The following is a 21,496-nucleotide window of genomic DNA, read 5'->3' as shown; positions in this document are numbered from 1 at the left end:
GCACGCGCTCCGCGGTCGCCCACGGTCCCCGTCGCACGTCGACGTGCTCGGTGGGCAGCGACCCGAGCGCGTCCCCTCCTGCATCGCCGAAGGAGAGCCCCGTGGCCCCACGCGTCTCGATCGTCATCCCCGCCTACAACAACGCCGACTACCTCCAGGAGACGGTCGACTCCGTGCTGGCGCAGACGTACGACGACTTCGAGGTCGTGATCGCGGACCACTCCTCCACCGACGGGACCTGGGACGTGATGCAGCGCTACGCCGACGACCCGCGTGTGCGCCTCCTGCGCACCGAGGCGGGCGGCGGGCCCCTCCGCAACTGGAACCGCGTGAGCCAGGAGGCGCGCGGCGAGCTCGTCAAGCTCGTCTGCGGCGACGACCTGCTCTACCCCACCATCCTCGAGCGCCAGGTGGCGGAGCTCGACGCCTCCCCGTCGGTCGTGCTCGTGGCCTCCCCGCGCGACATCGTGGACGCGGACAGCCGGCCGATCGTGCGCGACCACGGCGTCGCCGGAGCGCGCCTCGCGATGTCCGGCGCCCAGGCCGTCCGGCGCACGATCCGCTCGGGCACCAACATCTTCGGCGAGCCCGGCTGCGTGCTCATGCGCCGGGCGGACCTCGAGGCCGTGGGCTGGTGGGACTCCCGCTGGCCCTACCTCATCGACGAGACCACGTACGCCAAGGTCCTGCTGCGCGGCGACTTCGCGTCGGTGGGCCCGAAGGCCCTCGCCGGCTTCCGCATCTCCGACTCCCAGTGGAGCGTGCGCCTCGCGGGCGAGCAGGCGAGCGCGGCCGCGGGCTTCCACCACTGGGTGCTCGAGGAGCACCCGCACGTCGTGTCCCGGGCCGACGTCCGGCTCGGCGACCTGATGGCCCGCGCGAAGGCGCTGTCCCGCCGCCTCGTGTACCTCTACCTCGGCCGGCGCATGTCGCGGTCGGCCCGGGACGCCGCGTGAGCGCCGTCCCGCCCGCGGATGCCGCCCGGGCCGCGTTGCCGCCCGACCACTCCATCTCGGTCGTCATCCCCGTGTACCAGGGCGAGCTGACGCTCGAGGCGCTGCTCGCGGAGATCCAGCCGTTCACGGTGCCGCAGATCACCCGCGAGGGCCACAGCTACGCGGTCACCGAGGTGCTGCTCGTCTTCGACAACGGGCGCGACGGGTCCCCCCGCGTCATCCGCGACCTCAAGCGCCTGCACCCCTTCGTGCGGCCCATCTGGCTGAGCCGCAACTTCGGGCAGCACGCCGCGACCCTCGCGGGCATGGCCTCCTCCGGGGGCGACTGGATCGTCACCCTCGACGAGGACGGGCAGCACGACCCGGGCTTCATCCCCGACATGCTCGACGTCGCCATGCGCGAGCTCGCCTCGGTCGTCTACGCGAAGCCCACGAACACGCCGTCGCACGGCCTCCTGCGCAACGTCGCCTCCCGCGGCGCGAAGGTCGTCCTCAACGCCATGTCGTCCGACCAGGACGCGGAGCAGTTCCAGAGCTACCGTCTGATGCTCGGCTCGGTCGGCCGCAGCGTCGCGGCCTACGCGGGCTCGGGCGTGTACCTCGACATCGCGCTCGGCTGGGTCGCGAACCGCGTCTCCACCTGCCCCATCACGCTGCGGGACGAGGGCGAGCGCCAGTCCGGCTACTCGCCGCGCCGCCTGTTCTCGCACTTCTGGCGCATGGTGCTCTCCAGCGGCACCCGGGGCCTCCGCGCCGTGAGCGTGCTCGGGGCGCTGTTCCTGGTGGTGGCGCTGATCTTCGTCATCGTCATCGTCGTCAGCCGCCTCACCGACTACTCGGTCCCGGCGGGCTGGGCGTCGACGATCGTCACGATCCTCGCGTCGAGCGGCATCATCCTGTTCTCGCTCGGGATCATCGCGGAGTACGTCGGCGTCGCCGTGGGCATGGCGCAGGGCCGTCCCGCGTACCTCATCGTGCGCGACCCGCTGGACGGGCCGCACGGCCGGCCGGCGCGCGGACACGTGTGACCGCGCCTGTCCCGGTCTGGATCATCGGCGCGCGGGGCCTCCTCGGCGCGTCGCTGGTCGACGCGCTGACGGCGGACCCCCGCTGGGCGCCCGTCGCCGCGGATCCGCTCCCCTGGGCGACCGCGGACGAGGCCGTGATGCGCCGCGCGGCGCGCACCGGCGCCGCACGGCTCCTCGAGGCGGGGCGCGCCGCCGGGCGCTGGGCCGTGATGTGGTGCGCCGGCGCGGCCGTCACGGGCAGCACGCGCGCGCAGCTGGAGCACGAGCTCGCGCAGCTCCACGCGGTGCTCGACGAGATCGCCGTCGCCGCCTCGGCCGCGCCCGCCCCGGGCGGCGCCCTGTTCTACTCGTCGTCCGCGGGCGGCGTCTACGCGGGCGCCGCGCGCCCGCCCTTCACGGAGGCCTCCGAGCCGCGCCCGCTCGCGCCCTACGGCAAGGCGAAGCTCCGGGCCGAGGGCCTCGTGCGCGCGTTCGGCGAGCGTTCCGGGGTCCGCACGCTCGTCGGCCGCATCGCGAACCTCTATGGTCCGCGCCAGGCCGTCGGCAAGCCGCAGGGGCTCATCACGCAGCTCGCGCGCGCGAACCTCTCCCCCACGCCCGCGTCCATCTACGTGCCGCTCGAGACGGTGCGCGACTACCTCTACGCCGACGACTGCGCGGGGCTCGTCCGCGACGCCACCGCGCGCCTGCTGTCGCTGCCCGCGGACACGCACGTCGTGAAGATCATGGCGTCCGGGCAGCCCGTCACCATCAGCGCGCTCCTCGGCCACTTCACGGCGCTCGGCAAGGCGCGCCCGCACGTGATGCTCGGGCTGTCGCCTCTCGCGGGCTACCAGGCCGTGGACCTGCGCCTCCAGAGCGTGGTCTGGCCGGACCTCGACGAGCGCGACACGATGCCGCTGCCCGCCGGGATCAACATCACGGCGCAGGCGCTCATCTCGGGCATGCAGTCCGGCGAGCTCACCCCGCGGTGACGCGGGACGGCGCGCCCGGCCGGCGTGCGGCTACGCCTCGAGCAGGGTGACGAGGTAGCGCCCGTACCCGCTCTTGATGAGCGGCCGCGCGAGCTCCTCGAGGGCGTCCCGGTCGATCCAGCCGGCGCGGTACGCGATCTCCTCGATGCAGCCGATCTTGAAGCCCTGGCGGTCCTCGATGACCTTCACGTACTCCGAGGCCTGCATCATGCTCTCGAACGTGCCGGTGTCGAGCCACGCGGTCCCGCGGTCCAGCACCTGCACGCGGAGGCGGCCGGCCTGCAGGTAGTGGTCGTTGACGGCCGTGATCTCGAGCTCGCCGCGCTCGCTCGGCTGGATGCCCTTGGCGATCTCGACCACGTCGTTGTCGAAAAAGTAGAGGCCGGGCACGGCGTACGCGCTCTTGGGGGCCGTCGGCTTCTCCTCGATGGAGAGGGCCGTGAAGTCGTCGTCGAACTCGACGACCCCGTACGCCGTCGGATCCGCCACGTGGTACGCGAAGATCAGCGCGCCGTCGATCTCGGTGTTCTTCCGCAGGCTCGTGCCGAGGCCGGCCCCGTGGAAGATGTTGTCGCCGAGGACGAGCGCCACGGAGTCGTCGCCGATGAACTCCTCGCCGATGACGAACGCCTGCGCGAGGCCGTCCGGCGAGGGCTGCACGGCGTACTCGATGCGCATGCCGAGGTGCGATCCGTCGCCGAGCAGGGCCCGGAACTGGTCGTTGTACTCGGGCGTCGTGATGATGAGCACCTCGCGGATGTCGGCCATCATCAGCGTCGACAGGGGGTAGTAGATCATCGGCTTGTCGTAGATGGGCATCAGCTGCTTGCTGATGCCCTTCGTGATCGGCCAGAGCCGGCTGCCGGAGCCGCCGGCGAGGATGATGCCCTTCATGGGTCAGCTCACCTTCTGCGAGTCGTGGAAGGCGCGCATGTCCGACCAGGTGGGGAGGAGTCCGGCGGCCGCCGCCTCGGCGAGCGTGGGGGCGTCGGTGTCCTTCGGGGAGAGCAGCGGCTCGCCGGCCTCCTCGGGGAAGACGAGGCCGATCTCGGGGTCGAGCGGGTCGATCCCGTGCTCCGCCGAGGGGGTGTAGACGTCGCTCACGAGGTAGGTGACGGCGGCGTCGTCGGTGAGGGCGACGAAGCAGTGCCCGAGGCCCTCGGAGAGGTAGACGGCCTTGTGGGTCTCCGTGTCGAGGCGCACGCTGTCCCACTGCCCGAACGTCGGGGATCCGACGCGGATGTCCACGATGAAGTCGAGCACGGCGCCCGAGACGGCCTTCACGTACTTGGCCTGCCCGCGGGGCACGTCGGCGAAGTGGATGCCGCGCACGACGCCCCGCTTAGAGACGCTCATGTTGGCCTGGCGGAGATCGAGGGGGTGGCCGACCGCCCGCTCGAGCTCGTCGAACCGGTACCACTCGAGGAACACACCCCGGTCGTCGGTGCGCTGGACGGGGGTGATCTCGTAGCCGTCGGGCACGGCGAGCTCTCGGATCTGCACGCCTCCGAGTCTAGCAACGGGGCGGTCAGCGGCCGGGGCCGCCCTCGCCCCGCGGACGGCGGAAGGAGAACCAGCGGTGCCCGGCGTAGCTGATGAGCGTGATCGCCACCACGATGAGCGCCTGCGCGACCAGGCGCGGCACGCCGGCCGCAACGAGCAGCGGCAGCGACACCGCGTTCAGCGTGATGGACACCGCGTACACGGAGACGAAGCGCGCGAGGTCCCGCAGCACGTGTCCGCGCACGCGGAACACCAGGTGCCGGTACAGCACGAAGGCCACGAGAACGGCCACGGCGTAGCTGCCGCCGAGCGGCACGAGGGATCCGAGGACGGGGTGGCCGGCGTCGTCGAGGGCACGGCCGGCGGTCGCCGCGAGCCCCGCGAACAGGAGGAAGGCGAACGCGGTGTTGAAGCCGCCGACGAGGAGGAACGCGACGCGCTCGTCGCGGAGGAGCGCGCGGATGCGGGAGGCGGCCATGCACGCATCCTCCCGCCTGCCCGCCGAGCATCGGCCGCACGACCCGCCGCCTCCCCCGCACGGGGACGTGGCCCCGAGAGCACCCGCGGGTACACTCGGGGCGGTCCGCCCTCGATCTCCGCGGCCGCTCCCCGACGCCGGATGCCCGCCCGGCGCCTCTACCGAAGGACGTATCCCCCATGAGGATCCTCGTGACCGGCGGCGCCGGATTCATCGGCTCCAACTTCGTGCGCCACGCGCTCTCCGACGACTACGCCGGGCTGGAGGGAGCCGACGTCGTCGTGCTCGACGCCCTCACCTACTCCGGCAACCTCGAGAACCTGGCCCCCGTCAGCGACTCGCCGCGCTACACGTTCGTGCACGGAGACATCCGCGACGACGCGGTGCTCGACGAGTGGATCCCGCAGGTCGACGCGGTCGTGCACTTCGCCGCCGAGAGCCACGTCGACCGCTCGGTGCGCGACGCGAGCATCTTCGTGGAGACCAACGTCCTCGGCACGCAGAAGCTCCTCGACGCCGCGCTCCGGCACGACCTCACGCGCTTCGTGCACGTCTCCACCGACGAGGTGTACGGATCCATCGCGGAGGGCTCGTGGGACGAGGAGCGTCCGCTCGAGCCCAACTCCCCCTACTCGGCGTCGAAGGCCGGCAGCGACCTGCTCGCCCGCTCGTACCACCGCACGCACGGGCTGAACGTGTCCATCACGCGCTGCTCGAACAACTACGGGCCGTACCACTTCCCCGAGAAGGTCATCCCGCTGTTCGTCACGAACCTCATCGACGACGTGCACGTGCCGCTCTACGGCGAGGGCCTCAACATCCGCGACTGGCTACACGTGGACGACCACTGCCGCGGCATCGCGCTCGTGCTCGTGCAGGGCGCGCCCGGCGAGATCTACAACATCGGCGGGGGCACCGAGCTCACCAACCGCGAGCTCACGCAGCTCCTGCTCGACGCCACCGGCCGCGACTGGTCGTACGTCGACCGCGTCGAGGACCGCAAGGGCCACGACCTGCGCTACTCCGTCGACATCTCCAAGATCCAGCGCGAGCTCGGCTACGCGCCGCAGGTGCCGTTCGAGCAGGGCCTCGCCGACGTCGTGCAGTGGTACCGCGACAACCGCTCCTGGTGGGAGCCGCTGAAGCAGCGCGCGGAGCTGCCCGCGTGAGCCGCGTCCTCGTCACCGGCGGGCGCGGGATGCTCGGGCAGGACCTCCTGCCCGCGCTCGCCGCGCACGAGGTGACGGCACCCGCGCGCGCCGACCTCGACATCACCGACGAGGCGGCCGTCCGGGCGGCCGTCGCCGGGCACGATGTCGTCGTGAACCTCGCCGCGTACACCGCGGTCGACGCCGCCGAGGAGCACGAGGAGGACGCGCGGGCGATCAACGCGACCGGCGCCGGGATCCTCGCCCGCGCCGCCGCGGAGGCCGGCGCCCGCATCGTCCACGTCTCCACCGACTACGTCTTCGACGGATCCGCCACCACCCCCTACCCGGAGGACGCCCCGCACGCACCGGTCTCCGCCTACGGCCGCACCAAGGCCGAGGGCGAGCGCCTCGTGCTCGCCGGCCACCCGGAGGGCGCGAGCGTCGTGCGCACCGCGTGGCTGTACGGCGCGGGCGGTCCGTCCTTCCCGTCCACGATGCTGCGTCTCGCCGCATCGCACGACACGGTGTCGGTCGTCGACGACCAGCGCGGCCAGCCCACCTGGACGGTCGACCTGGCGGCCCGCATCGTCGAGCTCGTCGACGCGGGGGTCCCGGCCGGCGTGTTCCACGGGACCGCGTCCGGCGAGACGACCTGGCACGGGCTCGCGCAGGCCGTGTTCGCGGCGGCGGGCCTCGATCCCGCGCGCGTGCTCCCCACCGACAGCGCGTCCTTCGTGCGCCCCGCCCCGCGCCCCGCGTACTCGGTGCTCGGGCACGACGCGTGGGCGCGCATCGGCCTCGCACCGCTCCGCGACTGGCGGGAGGCCCTGTCCGACGCCGCCGCCCACGGCGTGCTCCGAGCGGGCTGACGGCTACACTCGTGTCCGGTCCGATCCCGGACGCCGCAGCCGAACCCGCTCCGCACCCCGTGCGAGCCCCACGCAGTCCGAAGGGCACCACCGAAGTGTCGAGCATGACGAGTTCCCAGTCCCGGGAGTTCTCGAGGCCCGGGACGGGCGCGGGGCTCCTCGACGTGTACCGGAGGCGGTACCTCCTCTCCCTGCTCGTGCGCAAGGAGGTGCAGGTCCGCTACCGCGGCTCGGTGCTCGGCTGGCTCTGGTCGTACGTGAAGCCGGCCGCGCAGTTCGCGGTGTTCTTCGTGGCGATGGGGATCTTCCTGCAGCTCAACCGCAACCAGGTGAACTACCCCGTCTACCTGTTCTCGGGCATCATCCTCATCAACTTCTACACGGAGGCGTTCTCCAACTCCACGAAGTCGCTCGTGGACAACGGCGCGCTGATCAAGAAGATCTACCTGCCGCGCGAGCTCTTCCCGGTGTCCAGCACCTTCGTGGCGCTGGTCAACTTCCTGCCGCAGCTCGTCATCCTCCTCGTCGTGTGCCTCTTCGTGGGCTGGGCGCCGACGCCCGTGCAGGTGCTCGGCATCCTCCTCGCGATCGCCATCATCGGCACGCTCGCCATCGGCCTCGGCATGCTGTTCGGCGCCGCCAACGTGTCGTTCCGCGACTCGCAGAACTTCGTCGAGCTCATCGTGATGGTCGTCGTGTGGGCCTCCCCCGTGCTCTACCCGTACGCGCAGGTCGCGAAGGTGCTGCCGGACTGGATGCTCGTCATCTACCAGCTGAACCCCGTCACCGCCGCGGTCGAGCTCTTCCACGCCGCCTTCTGGTACCCGACCACGGGCGGCACGGGCGAGCTGCCGCCGAACCTCTGGATGTACGGGTTCATCGCCCTCGGCGTCTCGCTCCTGAGCCTCTTGCTCGGGCAGCTCGTCTTCAAGAAGCTGGAGGGGCGCTTTGCCCAGGACCTCTGAGTCGGACGCGCTCCCGCGCATCATCGTCGAGCACGTGCGGAAGTCGTTCCTCCTCCGCCACACCCACTCCATCAAGGAGACCGTCATCGCGGCCGTCCGCCGCAAGCCCCTCGCCTCCACCTTCGACGCGCTGGACGACGTCAGCTTCTCCGTGCGGCCCGGCGAGTCCGTGGCGCTCATGGGCTTCAACGGATCCGGCAAGTCCACGCTCCTGAAGCTCATCTCCGGCGTGTACCAGCCCGACAGCGGCGAGGTGCTCGCCCGCGGCCGCATCGCCGGCCTCATCGAGGTGGGCGCGGGCTTCCACCCCGACCTCTCCGGCCGCGAGAACATCTACCTCAACGCCGCGATCCTCGGCATGGAGCAGCACGAGATCGACGCGCGCTTCGACCAGATCGTGGAGTTCAGCGAGATCGAGAAGTTCATCGACACCGAGGTCAAGCACTACTCCTCGGGCATGTTCCTGCGCCTGGCCTTCTCGGTCGCCATCCACACCGAGGTCGACATCCTCCTGGTGGACGAGATCCTCTCCGTCGGCGACGAGCCGTTCCAGCGCAAGTGCCTCGCGAAGATCCGCGAGCTGCACGACCAGGGCAAGACGCTCGTGGTCGTGAGCCACGACCTCGACATGGTCTCGGACCTGTGCGAGCGCGGCATCCTCATCCGGTCGGGCAGGGTCGAGTTCGACGGCCCGTCCAAGGAGGCCGTCGAGCGGATGCGCGAGGGCTGAGCCCGCCGCGCCCCTGCGCGCTCCTCCCCGGTCGCGGCCGCCCGCGCCGGTACGATGGTCCTCCCGCGGGCCCGCCCGACACCCGCGCGACATGGAGGATCGTGACCACCACGCTGCGCGTGATCATCGACCAGCTGACCGGGCCCATCCCCGGCGGCATGGGCCGCTACGCCGAGGACCTGACGAGCGCCGTCATCGCCGCCACCCCGAGCGGGTGCGAGGTCGAGGGCGTCGTCTCCGCCGTCACCCCCGAGCAGACCGCCGACCTCGAGCAGCGCCTGCCCGGCCTCGCCCGGATCACGCGCGTGCCGCTCCCCCGCCGCGAGCTGTCGCGCGCCTGGCAGCTCGGCCTGCCCACGCCCGGCACCTCCGGCATGGTGCACGCGCCGAGCCTGCTGGCGCCGCTGCGCCGCCACGACCGCGTGAACACGAACGACCAGATCGTCGCGACCATCCACGACGTCAACGCGTGGACCCACCCCGAGAGCATGACGAGCGCGTCCGTCTCGTGGACGAAGGCCATGGCGAAGCGCGCCCGCAAGCACGCGGACGCCGTGGTCGTGCCCTCGCACGCGCTGGCCGAGGAGCTGGCGCGGTTCGTCGACCTGGGCGACCGCGTGCGCGTGATCGGCGGCGCCGTCAGCCCCCGCATCGCGCTGCCCGAGGACCCGGACGCGCGTGCGGCGGAGCTCGACCTGCCGGCCGACTACCTCCTCACGGTGGGCAGCCTCGAGCCGCGCAAGGGGGTCCAGGCGCTCGTGCAGGCGCTCGTCCGCCCCGAGACCGGCGACCTGCCGCTCCTCGTCGTCGGCCCCGCGACGTGGGGCGACGTCGAGCTCGCCCAGGTCGCGGACGAGGCGGGCGTCGACCCGTCGCGCGTGCGCAGCCTCGGCTCCCTGTCCGACGGCGACCTCGCGGTCGTCCTCGACCGTGCCACGGTCTTCGTCCACCCGAGCCTCTCCGAGGGCTTCGGGCTGCCCGTGATCGAGGCGCTGTCGTTCGGCACGCCCGTCGTGCACTCGGACGCGCCCGCGCTCCTCGAGGTCGCGGCGGACGCGGGCGTCGTCGTGCCCCGGGAGGACGTCGACGGCTACCCCCTGCGCCTCGCCGAGGCCATCGGTGGCCTCCTCTCCGACACGGCCGCGCGCGAGCGGCTCGCGGTCGTGGGCCAGGACCGGGCGCGCGCGTTCAGCTGGCGCGACGCGGCCGAGAAGGTGTGGCAGCTGCACGCCGACCTGTAGCGGGTCCGGCCGCACGCATCAGCTGGCGGAGCCCTGCGCGAACTGCTGCTGGATGGCCTGGCGGATCGCCGGGAAGTCCGGCTTCTGCGAGTTGAAGCGCGGCGGCACGATCTCGAGGTCGTCGATCGGCTGGTCCTTCGTCTTCAGCGCGAGCTGAGTGAAGGAGCCGAGCGTGCCGCGCGGGATGTCGGTCTTCACGACCTGCGTGCCGGCCTGCGCGATGGCGTCGAACTTGGTGAGCACGTTGGCCGGGTCGAACTGCCGCACGACGGCCTGCTGCACCTCGCGCTGGCGCGTCATGCGGTCGTAGTCGCTGGCCTGATAGCGGGAGCGCGCGTACCAGAGGGCGTGGTAGCCGTCGAGCTTCTGCTGGCCGGGCTCGATCCACTCGGGGATGGGCACCGGACGGAACTTGTCGTCGTGGCCGGAGCCCATGCCGATGCGGCGCTTCACGTCGACGTCGATGCCGCCGAGCGCGTCGACCATGTCGGAGAAGCCCTGCATGTCGATGAGCACGTAGTACTGGATCGTGAGCCCGGTCACGCCCTGCACGGCCTCGCGCATGGCCTCGATGCCCGGCAGGCTGCCCTTCGCCTTCGCATCGGGGTAGAGGTCCTGCTTGTAGACCTCGACCTCCGTGTAGATGGAGTTGAGCATGCAGGCGTCGACGTCGCAGTGCGTGTACCCCTTCGGGTAGCGCGCCGTGAGCGGCGACCCGTCGGAGAACGGCACGTCCTCCATGTCGCGCGGGAGGCCGACCATGGTGGCCCGGCCCGTGGCGGCGTCGATGCTGACCACGGTGATGCTGTCGGGGCGGAGGCCCGCCCGGTCGCTGCCCGCGTCGCCGCCGAGCAGCATGATGTTGTACCGGCCGTCGACGGGAGGCTCGCCGGCGTAGTCGCCGAAGATGCCGCCGAGGGCGCCGCGGCCGACGCCCACCACGTAGGCGGCGTACCCGGCGGACCCGGCGGTGCCCACCATCAGCAGCACGGAGAGGGCCGCGATGACCGGCCGGGCCCGCGGTGAGACGCGGATGATGCGCGCGAGCCGCAGGGTGTCGAGCGCGAGCACCACCCAGAGCACGGCGTAGGCCGCAAGCAGCACCTGCAGCGCGAGGAGCACCCACTCCTCGGACACCAGCTGGATCAGGGCACCGCGGGCGAAGAGCGCGAGGCCCGCGGCGACGACGCCGACCACCCAGACGACGAGCGTCGAGGCGAGCCCGACGCGGCCGAGCCGGCGGTTCCCCGCGAGCACCTGGGCGGATCCCGGGATGAGCACGTTCAGCACGACGAGCCACCAGGCCCGCGTGGTCATGATGCGCGGCGACGCGGTGTCCGGGTGCCGGATGGGCTGGGTGAGGCTCACGTGCGCCGCTGGACCTTCTGCTGCAGCGCGGCGTCCTTCTGCTCCACGAGCCCCGCCAGCTCCGTGCGGTGCCGCTCGAGGGCGTCGGCGATGCGCGCGTCCGTGGTGGAGAGGATGCGGGCGGCGAGGAGCCCCGCGTTCTCCGCGCCGCCGATGGACACGGTGGCCACGGGCACGCCGGCGGGCATCTGCACGATGGAGAGCAGCGAGTCCATGCCGTCGAGCGTCTTCAGCGGCACGGGCACGCCGATGACGGGCAGGGTCGTGACGGAGGCGAGCATGCCGGGCAGGTGGGCCGCGCCGCCCGCGCCCGCGACGATGACGCGGATGCCGCGCTCGCGCGCGGCCTGGCCGTAGGCGATCATCCGCTCGGGCGTGCGGTGGGCCGAGAGCACCTGGACCTCGTGGGCGATGCCGAGCGCGTGGAGGGCGTCGGACGCCTTCTCCATCACGTTCCAGTCGGAGTCGGAGCCCATGACGAGGCCGACGAGGGGCGAGGTGTCGGGATTCACGGGCTCCATGCTAGGCGCGCGATGCTGGGCGCCCCGTCGCGCCACGCAGCCGCGCGCGTCGCGGATCCCCCGCGGACGGACGCCCCGTGCGCTCGCGGCGGACGCCCCCGCCCGTCCCCGTCAGCCGCGGAAGAAGGCCGCCGCCGCCCGCGCCCGGTACGCGACCTCGTCGAGGTCGTCACCCACCACCGTGACGTGCCCGACCTTGCGGCCCGGGCGCGGCTCCTTGCCGTAGAAGTGGAACCGCGCCTCCGGCTGGTCGGCGAGCGCCTGCGGGTAGCGGTCGGCGATGGTGCCCGTCTCCGGCCCGCCGAGCACGTTGATCATGACCGACCACGGCGCGAGCGGCCGGGGTGACCCGAGCGGCAGGTCGAGCACGGCGCGCAGGTGCTGCTCGAACTGGCCCGTGACGGCGCCGTCCATCGACCAGTGGCCCGTGTTGTGCGGCCGCATCGCGAGCTCGTTGACGAGGAGGCGGCCGTCGACCGTCTCGAACAGCTCGACCGCGAGCACGCCCGTGACGCCCAGGCCCTCGGCGATGCCGCGCGCCATCTCCTCGGCGGCCTCGCGGAGGCGGGGCGTCGCGCCGTGGGCGGGCGCGATGACCTCCGCGCAGACGCCGTCGCGCTGGATGGACTCGACCACCGGCCACGCCACGATGTCGCCGGACGGGCGACGCGCGACGGACTGGGCGAGCTCGCGCGCGTAGTCCACGAGCTCCTCCGCGAGCAGCGCGTCGCCGGCGTCGAGGGCCTGGAACCAGTCGTCGGCGTCGTCGGCCGAGCGCACGACCCGCACGCCCTTGCCGTCGTAGCCGCCGCGCGGCGTCTTCACGACCGCGACGCCGCCGTTGTCCGCGAGGAACGCGGCGAGCGCGTCCCGGTCGGCGACCCGCGCCCAGACGGGGACGGGCACGCCGAGCTGCTCGAGCCGCTCGCGCATCAGCAGCTTGTCCTGCGCGACGAGGAGGGCGTCCGGGCCCGGGTGCACCGCGACGCCCTCGGCGACGAGCGCGCGCAGCACGTGCTGCGGGACGTGCTCGTGGTCGAAGGTGATCACGTCCACCTCGCGCGCGAAGGCGCGGACCGCGTCGAGGTCGCGGTGGTCGCCGACGGCGGTGGCGGCGAGGCCGGCGGACATGCCCTCGGCCTCGGCGAGCACGCGGATCCCGATGCCGAGCTCCACGGCGGGCGCGATCATCATGCGGGCGAGCTGCCCGCCTCCGACGACTCCGACGGTGGGCGTCATGGTGTCCTCCTCCAGGTGGGTGGGTGCGGCGCGCGGATGCGGCACGGCGACGGGCGCGGACGACCGGCGTCCCCGGCCGTCGCGCCACCGCACATCCTCCCGCATCGCGGTCGGGCCCGCAGCGCGCACGCGCCTCCGCGATCGTGCGGCGGCGTCGCCTCAGCCGCGCTCCCAGGGCGCGGTGTCGTCGCCCCACGGCGCCCGGCCGTCGTCCTGCTGCCGCCACATCGGATCCCCGGGTCGGCCGCGTCGCGACTCCTCCTGGCGACGGCGCTCCGCCACCATGTTCGCGTTCTCCTCCATGAGGTCCTGCAGCGCCTGCACCACCAGGTGCGCGGACGGGACGTCGCGCAGCACGACGGGCGACTCGAGGCCCGCGTTGACGGTGACGTTCCCGCTGCGGTGCAGGTGCTGGAGCGGTCCGCGGCGGAGGGTCACGTCGTATCCGCGCGAGTGCAGGAGCTCCTGGCGGGTGCGCACGAAGAAGCCGTGGGAGATGATCAGGCGCCGGGTCGTCACCGTGTACCGGCGGTTGAGCCACACGAGCACGGGCAGCAGCGTCACGAACACCGCGACGCCCGCGAGCGACACGAGCAGCAGCACGTTCTCCCACGGCTCCGGGAACCACGCGCCGAAGTAGCCGGCCGTGAGGCAGATGGCGATGAGGAGCAGCACGGGGAGCGTCAGCGCCCGGCCGTGCGGCCGCAGCCGCACGAGCACGCGCTCGGGCTCCGCCGTCGGGATCTGCTGGGTCGGCGCGGCGGGCGGGGCGACGGGACGGCCGACGCGCGGATCCACGTCGTGGACGCCCGTCAGACGACCGGCCTCCTCCTCGGCCAGGCGCTCGCGCTCCGCCTTCTCGGCCTTGCGCCGGGCCCGGCGTCCGCCGCGGACGGGCAGCGCCCGACCGCCCTCCCCGGGTGCGTACCGCTGCGTGTCACCCGTGTGCGCCATGCCTCATTGATACCGCAGATGCGTCACGTCCCCCGCGGCGACAGACGTCACGGCCGGATCCCGGGCCGACTCGACGGTGAGCCGACCGTGGTCGTCCACCCCCGTCGCCCGGCCGAGGAGCTCGCCGCCGCCCGGCAGCTCGACGCGCACGTCGCGGCCGATGGTCGCGCACGTGCGCGCGAGCTCCTCCGCGAGGCCGGCGGCGCGCGCGTCGCCGCCCGCCCGCTCCCACGCCGCACGGCGCGCGCCGAAGGCCCGGAGGAACGCTGCGAGGATCGCGTCCGCGTCCGGCTCGGCGACGCCCGAGAGCCGCAGGGACGTGGAGGTGCGCGTGGGCAGCTCGTCCTCCTCGAGCGTCAGGTTGAGTCCCGTCCCGAGCGCGTAGCGGCCGGGCGACACGAGCTCGCCGAGGATCCCGGAGACCTTGCGCCCATCGACGTGCACGTCGTTCGGCCACTTGAGCGTCACCACGGCGGGCGCCGGCACGACCGCGCGCAGCGTCTCGACGAGCGCGAGCCCGGCCATGAGCGGCAGCCAGCCCGGGTCGAGCTCGGCGCGCGCGGGAGCGCAGAGGACGCTCACGGCCAGCGTCCGGCCGGGCGGCGCGACCCAGACGCGCCCCCGGCGTCCGCGGCCCGCGGTCTGATCGAGCGTGACGACGACGGACCCGTCGGGCCACGCCGACGGATCGCCCGCGGCCCGCCGCGTCAGCTCGTCGTTGGTGGATCCCGCGGTGTCGAGGGCGAGGAGCCGCGGGGCGGCGAGGCGGCTGAGCGGGAGGTCCATGCGGTCACCGTACCGAGCGCCGAGCAGGAGGAGACCGCACCCCCGGCGCGCGACCTTCTGTGCACTCCCCACAAGGGCCGCGCCCCGACCCGCCGGTACAGTGAGGCGGGTGACTGCACACGAGCCAGACGAGGGCGCCGCCGCCCCGGACATGTACACGACCGCCGGGAAGCTCGCCGACCTGAAGAGGCGCTACCACGAGGCCGTCACCGCGAGCGGCGAGGCCGCCATCGAGAAGCAGCACGCGCGCGGCAAGATGACCGCCCGCGAGCGCATCGACCAACTGCTCGACCACGGGTCGTTCGTGGAGCTCGACGAGTTCGTGCGCCACCGCACGCACGCGTTCGGCATGGACGCGAAGCGGCCGTACGGCGACTCCGTCGTCACGGGCACGGGCACCGTCAACGGGCGCCAGGTCGCCGTCTACTCGCAGGACTTCACGATCTTCGGCGGCTCGCTCGGCGAGGTCGCGGGCGAGAAGATCATCAAGGTCATGGAGCTCGCCATCAAGACGGGCGTGCCCATCATCGGCATCCTCGACTCGGGCGGCGCGCGCATCCAGGAGGGCGTGGTCGCGCTCGGCAAGTACGGCGAGATCTTCCGCCTGAACACCCGCGCGTCGGGCGTCATCCCGCAGATCTCGCTCATCATGGGCCCGGCGGCGGGCGGCGCCGTCTACTCCCCCGCGCTCACCGACTTCGTGATCATGGTCGACAAGACCAGCCACATGTTCGTCACCGGCCCCGACGTGATCAAGACCGTCACGGGCGAGGAGGTCGGCTTCGAGGAGCTCGGCGGCGCACTCACGCACAACCGCGTCTCAGGCGTCTCCCACTACCTCGCGAGCGACGAGGACGACGCGCTCGACTACGCGCGCACCCTCCTCGGCTTCCTGCCGGACAACAACCTCGCCGAGCTGCCGGAGTTCCCGCGCACGGCCGACCTCGAGATCACGGCCCGCGACCTCGAGCTCGACACGATCATCCCGGACAGCCCGAACCAGCCGTACGACATGAGGACGATCATCGAGCTCATCGTCGACGACGGCGAGTTCCTCGAGACGCAGCCGCTCTTCGCGCCGAACATCATCGTCGGCTTCGCCCGCGTCGAGGGACGCTCGGTCGGCATCGTCGCGAACCAGCCGAACGCGATGGCGGGCACGCTCAACATCGAGGCGGGCGAGAAGGCCAGCCGGTTCGTGCGCTTCTGCGACGCGTTCTCCATCCCGATCCTCACGCTCGTCGACGTGCCCGGCTACCTTCCCGGCACCGACCAGGAGTGGACGGGCGTCATCCGCCGCGGCGCGAAGCTCCTCTACGCGTACGCCGAGGCGACCGTGCCGCTCGTCACCGTCATCACGCGGAAGGCCTACGGCGGCGCCTACATCGTCATGGGCTCCAAGCAGCTCGGCGCCGACATCAACCTCGCGTGGCCGACGGCCGAGATCGCGGTGATGGGCGGCCAGGGCGCCGTCAACATCCTCTACCGCGGCGAGATCAAGCGCGCCGAGGCCGCGGGCGAGGACGTCGCCGCCGTGCGCACGCGCCTCGCGAACGAGTACACGTACAACGTCGCGAGCCCGTTCCTCGCGGCCGAGCGCGGCGAGCTCGACAACGTGATCCAGCCGGCCGCCACGCGCGCGTCGGTCGTCAAGGCGCTCCGCGCGCTGCGCACCAAGCGCGCGAGCCTGCCGCCCAAGAAGCACGGGAACATCCCGCTGTGAGCGACGCGCGCGACTCCTCCCGTGCCGGATCCCCCGCGGCCCGGCCGGTCCGCGGCGGCCTCCGGGTGCTCGGCGGGTCCCCCACGGCGGAGGAGCTCGCGGCCGCGACCGCGGTGCTCGCCGCCCTCGCGGCCGGCCCCGCCGTCGAGCAGCCCGCCCGGCGGGCGCCCGACGCCTGGCAGCGGTCCCAGCGCACGGTCCGCGGCACCCTGGTGCCGGGGGCCGGTCGCTGGCGCGGCTTCTCCGGCTGATCGGCCCGATCCGACCGGACATCGTGCGGGCGCGCGTGTCCTCGGAAATGACGACTTGGCCGGTCCCTCCCGCTCCGTGAGACTCGTCGTGCTGGGGGGCCCGGATCCCGGGTCGCGCAACAGGGCGTCGTCCAACTGTGGTGAGCGGACGACGCCCGGGGGCGGATCATCCTGGTGCTCGGGTCATCGGGATGACCGGAGAGGCGCGGAGGCGTCCGGTGGATCACCGGCCTCCGCGTCTCTCAGCGCCCGGACCCGGACGCCGCCCCTCCGACCGTCCCGGTCGACCGCGGGTCAGGGGCGCGGGCGCGGGATCTCGAGCCAGAGGTCGACCTCGTCGTCGAGGTCCTCGCTGCCGAGCAGGCTCGCGCTGCCGTCCCCGGCGACGCTGAGGCCGACGACCGTCACGGCGGTGTCGGATCCCTCGGGCACCGTCCGCGCGATGATCTTGTCCGCGCGCGTGTCCCGCACCGCCTCCGCGAGCCGGTCGAGCACGACGTCGCGCGTGGCGTCGTCGAGGTCGTCGATGCCGCCCTCGTCGAGGAGCGTGACGACCGTCCCCCGGCGGCGGGCGAGCATCACCTCCTCCCGCACGGCGTCGTTGAGGAGCGTGCGTCCGCGGATCTCGTCGCGGATCGCGCCCTCGAGGTAGAGGCACTCCTGCCGCTCCTCGGGCGACAGGTCGCCCCCGGTCTCGACGATGCGTCGGAGCATCGGGACCGCCATGCGGCTTGTCTGCCGGAGACGGAACTGCCGCTCGTAGAGGTGCGCCTCCTGCGCGGCCTGCCAGTCGGCGGCCTCCCGCTCGGCACGGTGGAACTGCCGCGCATCCCGGGCGGCCTTGGACAGGGCGTGCGCGAGGACGTGCGAGACGGCCACCCACAGCGCGCTGCCCGTGACGCCGTAGTCGACGAGCCCGCCCGGCCCCGCCCAGAGCACCGTCTGGATCGCGAGCACCAGGACGCCGGCCCAGGCGAACCCCTGCCGGCGGCGCGCGGACGTGATCGTCATCAGCGTGCCCACGGCCGCGATGTGCCAGGTCGAGAAGGGCGGCGTCGCCCCGGCGGTGAGCTGGCTGGTGACGAGGATGGGCATGACGATGGCGACCGCGAGGTTGAAGGCCGCGAGCCAGGCCGGCATGACCGTGGGGCTCCTCGGCCAGAGGCTCATGCCGGTGGCGACCACGTAGAGGGCGATCGCGAGCACGGTGATGGCCGGATCCGCCGGGGCCGCGATGGCGACGAGCCCGAGGATCACGTGGTACGCGGAGAACAGCGCCGCGAGGCCCAGGATGATGGAGCGCGGCACGACGATCACCGGGCGCTCCCCTCGCCGTCGACCGGGGCCTCGCCGGGCGCCGGGCCGTCCGCGACCCGGGGCACCGCTCCGGGACCCGCTGCGTCGCCGGGCGCGGGCCACCGGATGCGCACGGCGGTGCCCTCGCCCGGCGCCGAGTCGATCGTGACGACGCCGCCCGCCTGCGCCACGCGCTCCTTGATGGAGACGCGGAGACCGAGGCGCTCGGTGGGGATGCGCCGCTGGTCGAAGCCGGCCCCGTCGTCGACGACGTCGATGGCGACGCCCTGCTCGCCGTGGCCCGCGATCACGAGGCGGCGCGTGATGGACTCGGCCGACGTGCCCGCGTGCTGGAGGCTGTTCATCATGGCCTGCACCGCCGCCGAGTAGATGGCCTCCGCCGTCGCGACGGGCACGGTGCGCGTGCCCAGGTCGCGCGTCTCGAGCACGAAGGGCGCGGACAGCGCCGATGCGGCGTCGACGATGCGCTTCGCCACGGCGCGCAGCGGGACCGCGGCGTCCTCGTCGGTGCCCTGCTCGGCGGCCGCGAGGTGGCCCATGGCGTTGGCGGCCATGACGGCGGCGAGCTCGCGGCCGGCCGGATCCCCGGTGCGCGCCGCGGAGAGCAGCGTCGTGAGCACGCTGTCGTGCACGATCGCGTCGACCTGCACGCGCTCGACCTCCGTCGCGTGCTGCCGGACGGCGTGCGAGTAGCGCGTGAGGGCCGTGCCCTGCGCCCAATCCACGCCGAGGGCCGCCTGCCGGAGCACGGTCACGAGCATGAGGACCGACCCGCCCAGGATGATCGAGTAGAGCGCCTGCAGGAACGAGTCCATGGGCGTCACGCCGCCGTGGCGCACGAGCACCTCGAGGACGCTGAGCAGCAGCGGCGCGGCGACCGTGTAGATCACCGCGATCCACAGCCGGAACGCCATCGCGGCGCACGTCGTCGCGACCGTGAGCTCCTGGTAGAGGAACGGCTGGGGGATGGCCGCGTAGGTGGCCGGCTCGATGGCGAGGGGCCACGTGACGAGGCCCGCGACGAACACGACGGCCACCGTCGCGTGCGCCGGCACCACGCCGCGGCGGATGACGCCGGCGACGCAGGTCCAGACGAGGCCGCCGAAGAAGAGCGTGAGGAAGACCGCGCTCCACGCGGGCCGCATGCCGTCGAGCTGCTCGACGATCACCTGCACGGACTGCAGCGCGAAGAGGAGACCGAAGGCGCCGGCGCCGCGGCCGAGGATCGTCTCGATGCGGGCGAGGCTGATGGGGTTGTCGGGCGTGCGCGGCGGCTCGCCGGCGCGGGCGCGCGTCACGGGTGCCGCGTTCAGCGGCGCGCTGGCCGGTGGGCTAGCGGGCATCGCCGCCGTCCTGGTCCAGCCCCGGGAGGATGCCGTCCTCCACGGCGCGGCGCAGGAGGTCGACCTTGGTGGGCGCGGGGCGTCCGACCTCGACGTACTTCACGCGGATCCGGTCGAGGTACTCCCGGGCCGTGCTGTTCGCGATGCCGAGCTGCTGCGCCACGAGCTTGAGCGGCAGGCCGGAGGCGTAGAGGTGGAGCACGTCGCGCTCGCGGCGGCCGAGCTGCGCCTTCGCGAAGTCCCGGTCGGCGTCGATCGCGGTGGCCCACTCGAGGTTGTTGAGCACGTCGCCGCGCGCGACGGTGGCGACCGCGGCCATGACGGTCTGCGTGGCGGACGACTTCGGGATCACGCCCGCGGCACCGGCGGCGAGCGCCTCGCGGACGCTCGCGACGCGGTCGGCGATGCTGTGGACGAGCACCGCGGCGCCCGTGCCCTGCGCGGCCTTGACGTTGTCGGTGACCGACGAGCCGTCGCCGAGCGACAGGTCGAGGACGACCACGTCGCACTCGCGGCCGACCAGGCCGTCCACGAGCTCACGGGCGTTGGCGGCGGCGAGGATGAACTCGTAGCCGGCGTCGAGGCACGCGGCCTTGAGGCCGAGGCGCACCGACTCGTGGTCGTCGACGACGGCGACGCGCACGGGAGGCCGCGCCTCGGAAGCGGGAGCGGATCCCTGCGTGGTCTCGGTCATCCGGATCCCCCTCGTCGCGTGCCCGCCGGCGTGCGCCCGCGGTCCCCTCGCCCACTGTAACGCCCAGCACCGCGGCCGCCGGATGCCCGGAGGCGGTCGCGGATCAGGACGCGGCGGGCACCAGCACGGCCACGCTCTCGACGTGGTGCGTGTGCGGGAAGAGGTCGAAGGAGCGCACCGAGCGGAGCTCGTAGCCGCCCTCCGCGAAGAGCGCCACGTCGCGGGCGAGGGCCACCGGGTCGCACGCCACGTACACGACCTGCGCCGGGTGCAGGTCGACGAGCGCGTCCACCACGGGCTTCTTCGCGCCCGCGCGCGGCGGGTCGAGCACGACGGTGGCGCCCTGGAGCCGGCGTCGCTCGGCGGGGCTCGCCTCGCGGACGAGCTTCTGCAGGTACCGGTCGACGCGCGCGGTGAGCGACGCGGCGCCCACCCATTCGGCGAGGTTGTCGCCCGCGAACTCGGTGGCGACCTCGTCGCTCTCCACGCTGGTGATGCGCACGGTGTCGCCGAAGCGGTCGCCCACGGCGGCGGCCAGCAGGCCGACCCCGCCGTAGAGGTCGAGGTTGGCGGCGCGCGGGTCGAACAGGGCCTCGTCGATGGAGGACTGCACGGCGTCGTACAGGGTCTCGGCCGCACGGCGGTGCACCTGCCAGAAGCCGCCCGCCTCCAGCTTGAACTCGCGGTCGCGGACGCGCTCGGTGATGGTGTCGCGGCGCTGCGGCTTGCCGTCGATGAGCAGCATGCGCACGTGCCCCTCGGCGGGCGCCACGAGGTCGACGCCCTCGACGCCGGGGAAGCGCTGGCCGAAGGGCGCCGCGCCGTTCACGCCCTCCGTCGCGAGCGGGAGGGACTGCACGGGGATGACGCGGTGCGAGCGGGAGGCGTACGGGCCCACGCGGCCGCCGTCGTCGACGTGCAGGCTGACGCGCGTGCGCCAGCCGAGGCCGCCCGCCTCGTCGTCGCCGGGGAGCGCCTCGACCTCGACCTCGCGCTCGACGCGGGCCATGCGGGAGAGGGAGTCGACGACGACCTGGCGCTTCAGCTCGCGCTGGTGGGCGAGGTCGATGTGGCCGAGCTCGGCGCCGCCGACCCGGTCCTCGGGCGCGCGGTCGACGGAGGCCTCGGCCCACACGTGGGGGCGGCGGTGCGGGGAGGCGTCGAGCACCTCGACCGTGTCGGCGCGCCAGAACGACTTCTTGGAGTCCTCCGTGATGCGCGCGCGCACCCGCTCGCCCGGGATCGCGTCCGAGACGAAGACCACCCGCCCGTCGTGCCTGGCGACGGAGACTCCCCCGTGCGCGATGTTGGTCACGTCCACCTCGACCTCGCGGCCCACCTGCTCACCCATGCCGCAACCCTGACACACGCGGGCGCCCCCGTCCGACGGAGCGGGCACCGTGGC

At 73.2% G+C, this 21,496-nt stretch carries 22 protein-coding genes; 10 read left to right on the top strand and 12 right to left on the bottom strand.

The window, feature by feature from the left end:
* The first annotated feature begins 101 nt into the window (after positions 1–101).
* From ACU4ZT_RS05170 to ACU4ZT_RS05160, 3 genes are read left to right on the top strand one after another with little or no spacing between them, the layout of a single operon-like run.
* Entirely contained in the window at positions 102–956 is an 855-nt protein-coding gene (locus ACU4ZT_RS05170; protein WP_445338212.1) for a glycosyltransferase family 2 protein, read from the top strand.
* Entirely contained in the window at positions 953–1,984 is a 1,032-nt protein-coding gene (locus ACU4ZT_RS05165; protein WP_414748199.1) for a glycosyltransferase, read from the top strand. The genes ACU4ZT_RS05170 and ACU4ZT_RS05165 overlap by 4 nt, the downstream gene beginning before the upstream one ends.
* Positions 1,981–2,958 (top strand): NAD-dependent epimerase/dehydratase family protein, encoded by a 978-nt coding sequence (locus ACU4ZT_RS05160; protein ID WP_445338210.1) that lies wholly within the window; start codon positions 1,981–1,983, stop codon positions 2,956–2,958. The genes ACU4ZT_RS05165 and ACU4ZT_RS05160 overlap by 4 nt, the downstream gene beginning before the upstream one ends.
* A 30-nt stretch (positions 2,959–2,988) precedes the next feature.
* Here the strand turns inward: ACU4ZT_RS05160 and rfbA are convergent, their stop codons facing one another.
* The 3 genes from rfbA to ACU4ZT_RS05145 are packed head-to-tail and all read right to left on the bottom strand — an operon-like array spanning position 2,989 to position 4,939.
* A complete protein-coding gene (gene rfbA / locus ACU4ZT_RS05155) occupies positions 2,989–3,852 on the bottom strand; it encodes a glucose-1-phosphate thymidylyltransferase RfbA (protein WP_063071705.1) in 864 nt (287 codons plus the stop codon).
* Between the two features lie 3 nt (positions 3,853–3,855).
* On the bottom strand, positions 3,856–4,461 hold the full coding sequence (locus ACU4ZT_RS05150) for a dTDP-4-dehydrorhamnose 3,5-epimerase family protein (RefSeq protein ID WP_270979127.1): 606 nt from the start codon (positions 4,459–4,461) through the stop codon (positions 3,856–3,858).
* Between the two features lie 25 nt (positions 4,462–4,486).
* Positions 4,487–4,939, bottom strand: coding sequence for a GtrA family protein (locus ACU4ZT_RS05145; protein ID WP_063071703.1), 453 nt, complete (start codon positions 4,937–4,939; stop codon positions 4,487–4,489).
* Between the two features lie 179 nt (positions 4,940–5,118).
* Here ACU4ZT_RS05145 and rfbB point away from each other — a divergent pair, with 179 nt between their 5' ends.
* From rfbB to ACU4ZT_RS05120, 5 genes are all read left to right on the top strand, one after another.
* Positions 5,119–6,108 (top strand): dTDP-glucose 4,6-dehydratase, encoded by a 990-nt coding sequence (gene rfbB, locus ACU4ZT_RS05140; RefSeq protein ID WP_063071702.1) that lies wholly within the window; start codon positions 5,119–5,121, stop codon positions 6,106–6,108.
* On the top strand, positions 6,105–6,959 hold the full coding sequence (gene rfbD, locus ACU4ZT_RS05135; RefSeq protein WP_445338208.1) for a dTDP-4-dehydrorhamnose reductase: 855 nt from the start codon (positions 6,105–6,107) through the stop codon (positions 6,957–6,959). The genes rfbB and rfbD overlap by 4 nt, the downstream gene beginning before the upstream one ends.
* Before the next feature lie 95 nt (positions 6,960–7,054).
* Entirely contained in the window at positions 7,055–7,924 is an 870-nt protein-coding gene (locus ACU4ZT_RS05130) for an ABC transporter permease (protein WP_081235009.1), read from the top strand.
* Positions 7,908–8,654 (top strand): ABC transporter ATP-binding protein, encoded by a 747-nt coding sequence (locus ACU4ZT_RS05125; protein WP_063071699.1) that lies wholly within the window; start codon positions 7,908–7,910, stop codon positions 8,652–8,654. Before ACU4ZT_RS05130 ends, ACU4ZT_RS05125 begins: the two co-directional genes overlap by 17 nt.
* A gap of 101 nt (positions 8,655–8,755) precedes the next feature.
* On the top strand, positions 8,756–9,895 hold the full coding sequence (locus ACU4ZT_RS05120; protein WP_081235007.1) for a glycosyltransferase family 4 protein: 1,140 nt from the start codon (positions 8,756–8,758) through the stop codon (positions 9,893–9,895).
* 18 nt (positions 9,896–9,913) lie between these two features.
* Here the strand turns inward: ACU4ZT_RS05120 and ACU4ZT_RS05115 are convergent, their stop codons facing one another.
* From ACU4ZT_RS05115 to ACU4ZT_RS05095, 5 genes are all read right to left on the bottom strand, one after another.
* A complete protein-coding gene (locus ACU4ZT_RS05115; RefSeq protein ID WP_270979123.1) occupies positions 9,914–11,263 on the bottom strand; it encodes an LCP family protein in 1,350 nt (449 codons plus the stop codon).
* Positions 11,260–11,784, bottom strand: a complete 525-nt coding sequence (purE, locus tag ACU4ZT_RS05110) for a 5-(carboxyamino)imidazole ribonucleotide mutase (protein WP_063071697.1) — start codon at positions 11,782–11,784, stop codon at positions 11,260–11,262. The genes ACU4ZT_RS05115 and purE overlap by 4 nt, the downstream gene beginning before the upstream one ends.
* A gap of 111 nt (positions 11,785–11,895) precedes the next feature.
* Positions 11,896–13,023, bottom strand: a complete 1,128-nt coding sequence (locus ACU4ZT_RS05105) for a 5-(carboxyamino)imidazole ribonucleotide synthase (RefSeq protein ID WP_270979120.1) — start codon at positions 13,021–13,023, stop codon at positions 11,896–11,898.
* Between the two features lie 159 nt (positions 13,024–13,182).
* A complete protein-coding gene (locus ACU4ZT_RS05100; RefSeq protein WP_270979119.1) occupies positions 13,183–13,977 on the bottom strand; it encodes a PH domain-containing protein in 795 nt (264 codons plus the stop codon).
* A gap of 3 nt (positions 13,978–13,980) precedes the next feature.
* Positions 13,981–14,763: a biotin--[acetyl-CoA-carboxylase] ligase gene (locus ACU4ZT_RS05095; protein ID WP_270979117.1), complete on the bottom strand. Its 783-nt coding sequence runs from the start codon at positions 14,761–14,763 to the stop codon at positions 13,981–13,983.
* A 151-nt stretch (positions 14,764–14,914) separates the two neighbouring features.
* Between ACU4ZT_RS05095 and ACU4ZT_RS05090 the strand changes: the two genes are divergently transcribed.
* Together ACU4ZT_RS05090 and ACU4ZT_RS05085 are read left to right on the top strand one after the other, a co-directional pair.
* On the top strand, positions 14,915–16,486 hold the full coding sequence (locus ACU4ZT_RS05090) for an acyl-CoA carboxylase subunit beta (RefSeq protein WP_270979436.1): 1,572 nt from the start codon (positions 14,915–14,917) through the stop codon (positions 16,484–16,486).
* Positions 16,483–16,737 carry an acyl-CoA carboxylase epsilon subunit gene (locus ACU4ZT_RS05085; protein ID WP_414748201.1) on the top strand — a complete coding sequence of 85 codons (255 nt, stop codon included), beginning with the start codon at positions 16,483–16,485 and terminating at the stop codon, positions 16,735–16,737. Before ACU4ZT_RS05090 ends, ACU4ZT_RS05085 begins: the two co-directional genes overlap by 4 nt.
* A gap of 294 nt (positions 16,738–17,031) precedes the next feature.
* Here ACU4ZT_RS05085 and ACU4ZT_RS05080 read toward each other — a convergent pair whose 3' ends face one another.
* The 4 genes from ACU4ZT_RS05080 to ACU4ZT_RS05065 all read right to left on the bottom strand — a co-directional run bounded on the left by ACU4ZT_RS05080 (position 17,032) and on the right by ACU4ZT_RS05065 (position 21,442).
* Positions 17,032–18,054, bottom strand: coding sequence for a hypothetical protein (locus ACU4ZT_RS05080; protein ID WP_063071692.1), 1,023 nt, complete (start codon positions 18,052–18,054; stop codon positions 17,032–17,034).
* Entirely contained in the window at positions 18,051–19,397 is a 1,347-nt protein-coding gene (locus tag ACU4ZT_RS05075; RefSeq protein ID WP_414748202.1) for a sensor histidine kinase, read from the bottom strand. The genes ACU4ZT_RS05080 and ACU4ZT_RS05075 overlap by 4 nt, the downstream gene beginning before the upstream one ends.
* Positions 19,387–20,091, bottom strand: coding sequence for a response regulator transcription factor (locus ACU4ZT_RS05070; RefSeq protein ID WP_414748203.1), 705 nt, complete (start codon positions 20,089–20,091; stop codon positions 19,387–19,389). Before ACU4ZT_RS05070 ends, ACU4ZT_RS05075 begins: the two co-directional genes overlap by 11 nt.
* A gap of 103 nt (positions 20,092–20,194) precedes the next feature.
* Positions 20,195–21,442 (bottom strand): class I SAM-dependent RNA methyltransferase, encoded by a 1,248-nt coding sequence (locus ACU4ZT_RS05065; protein ID WP_445971906.1) that lies wholly within the window; start codon positions 21,440–21,442, stop codon positions 20,195–20,197.
* Positions 21,443–21,496 lie beyond the last annotated feature (54 nt).

The sequence above is a fragment of the Clavibacter davisi genome (assembly GCF_052751415.1).
Note: the sequence above shows the minus strand (reverse complement) of the source record. Positions and strands in the feature narration are given on the sequence as shown.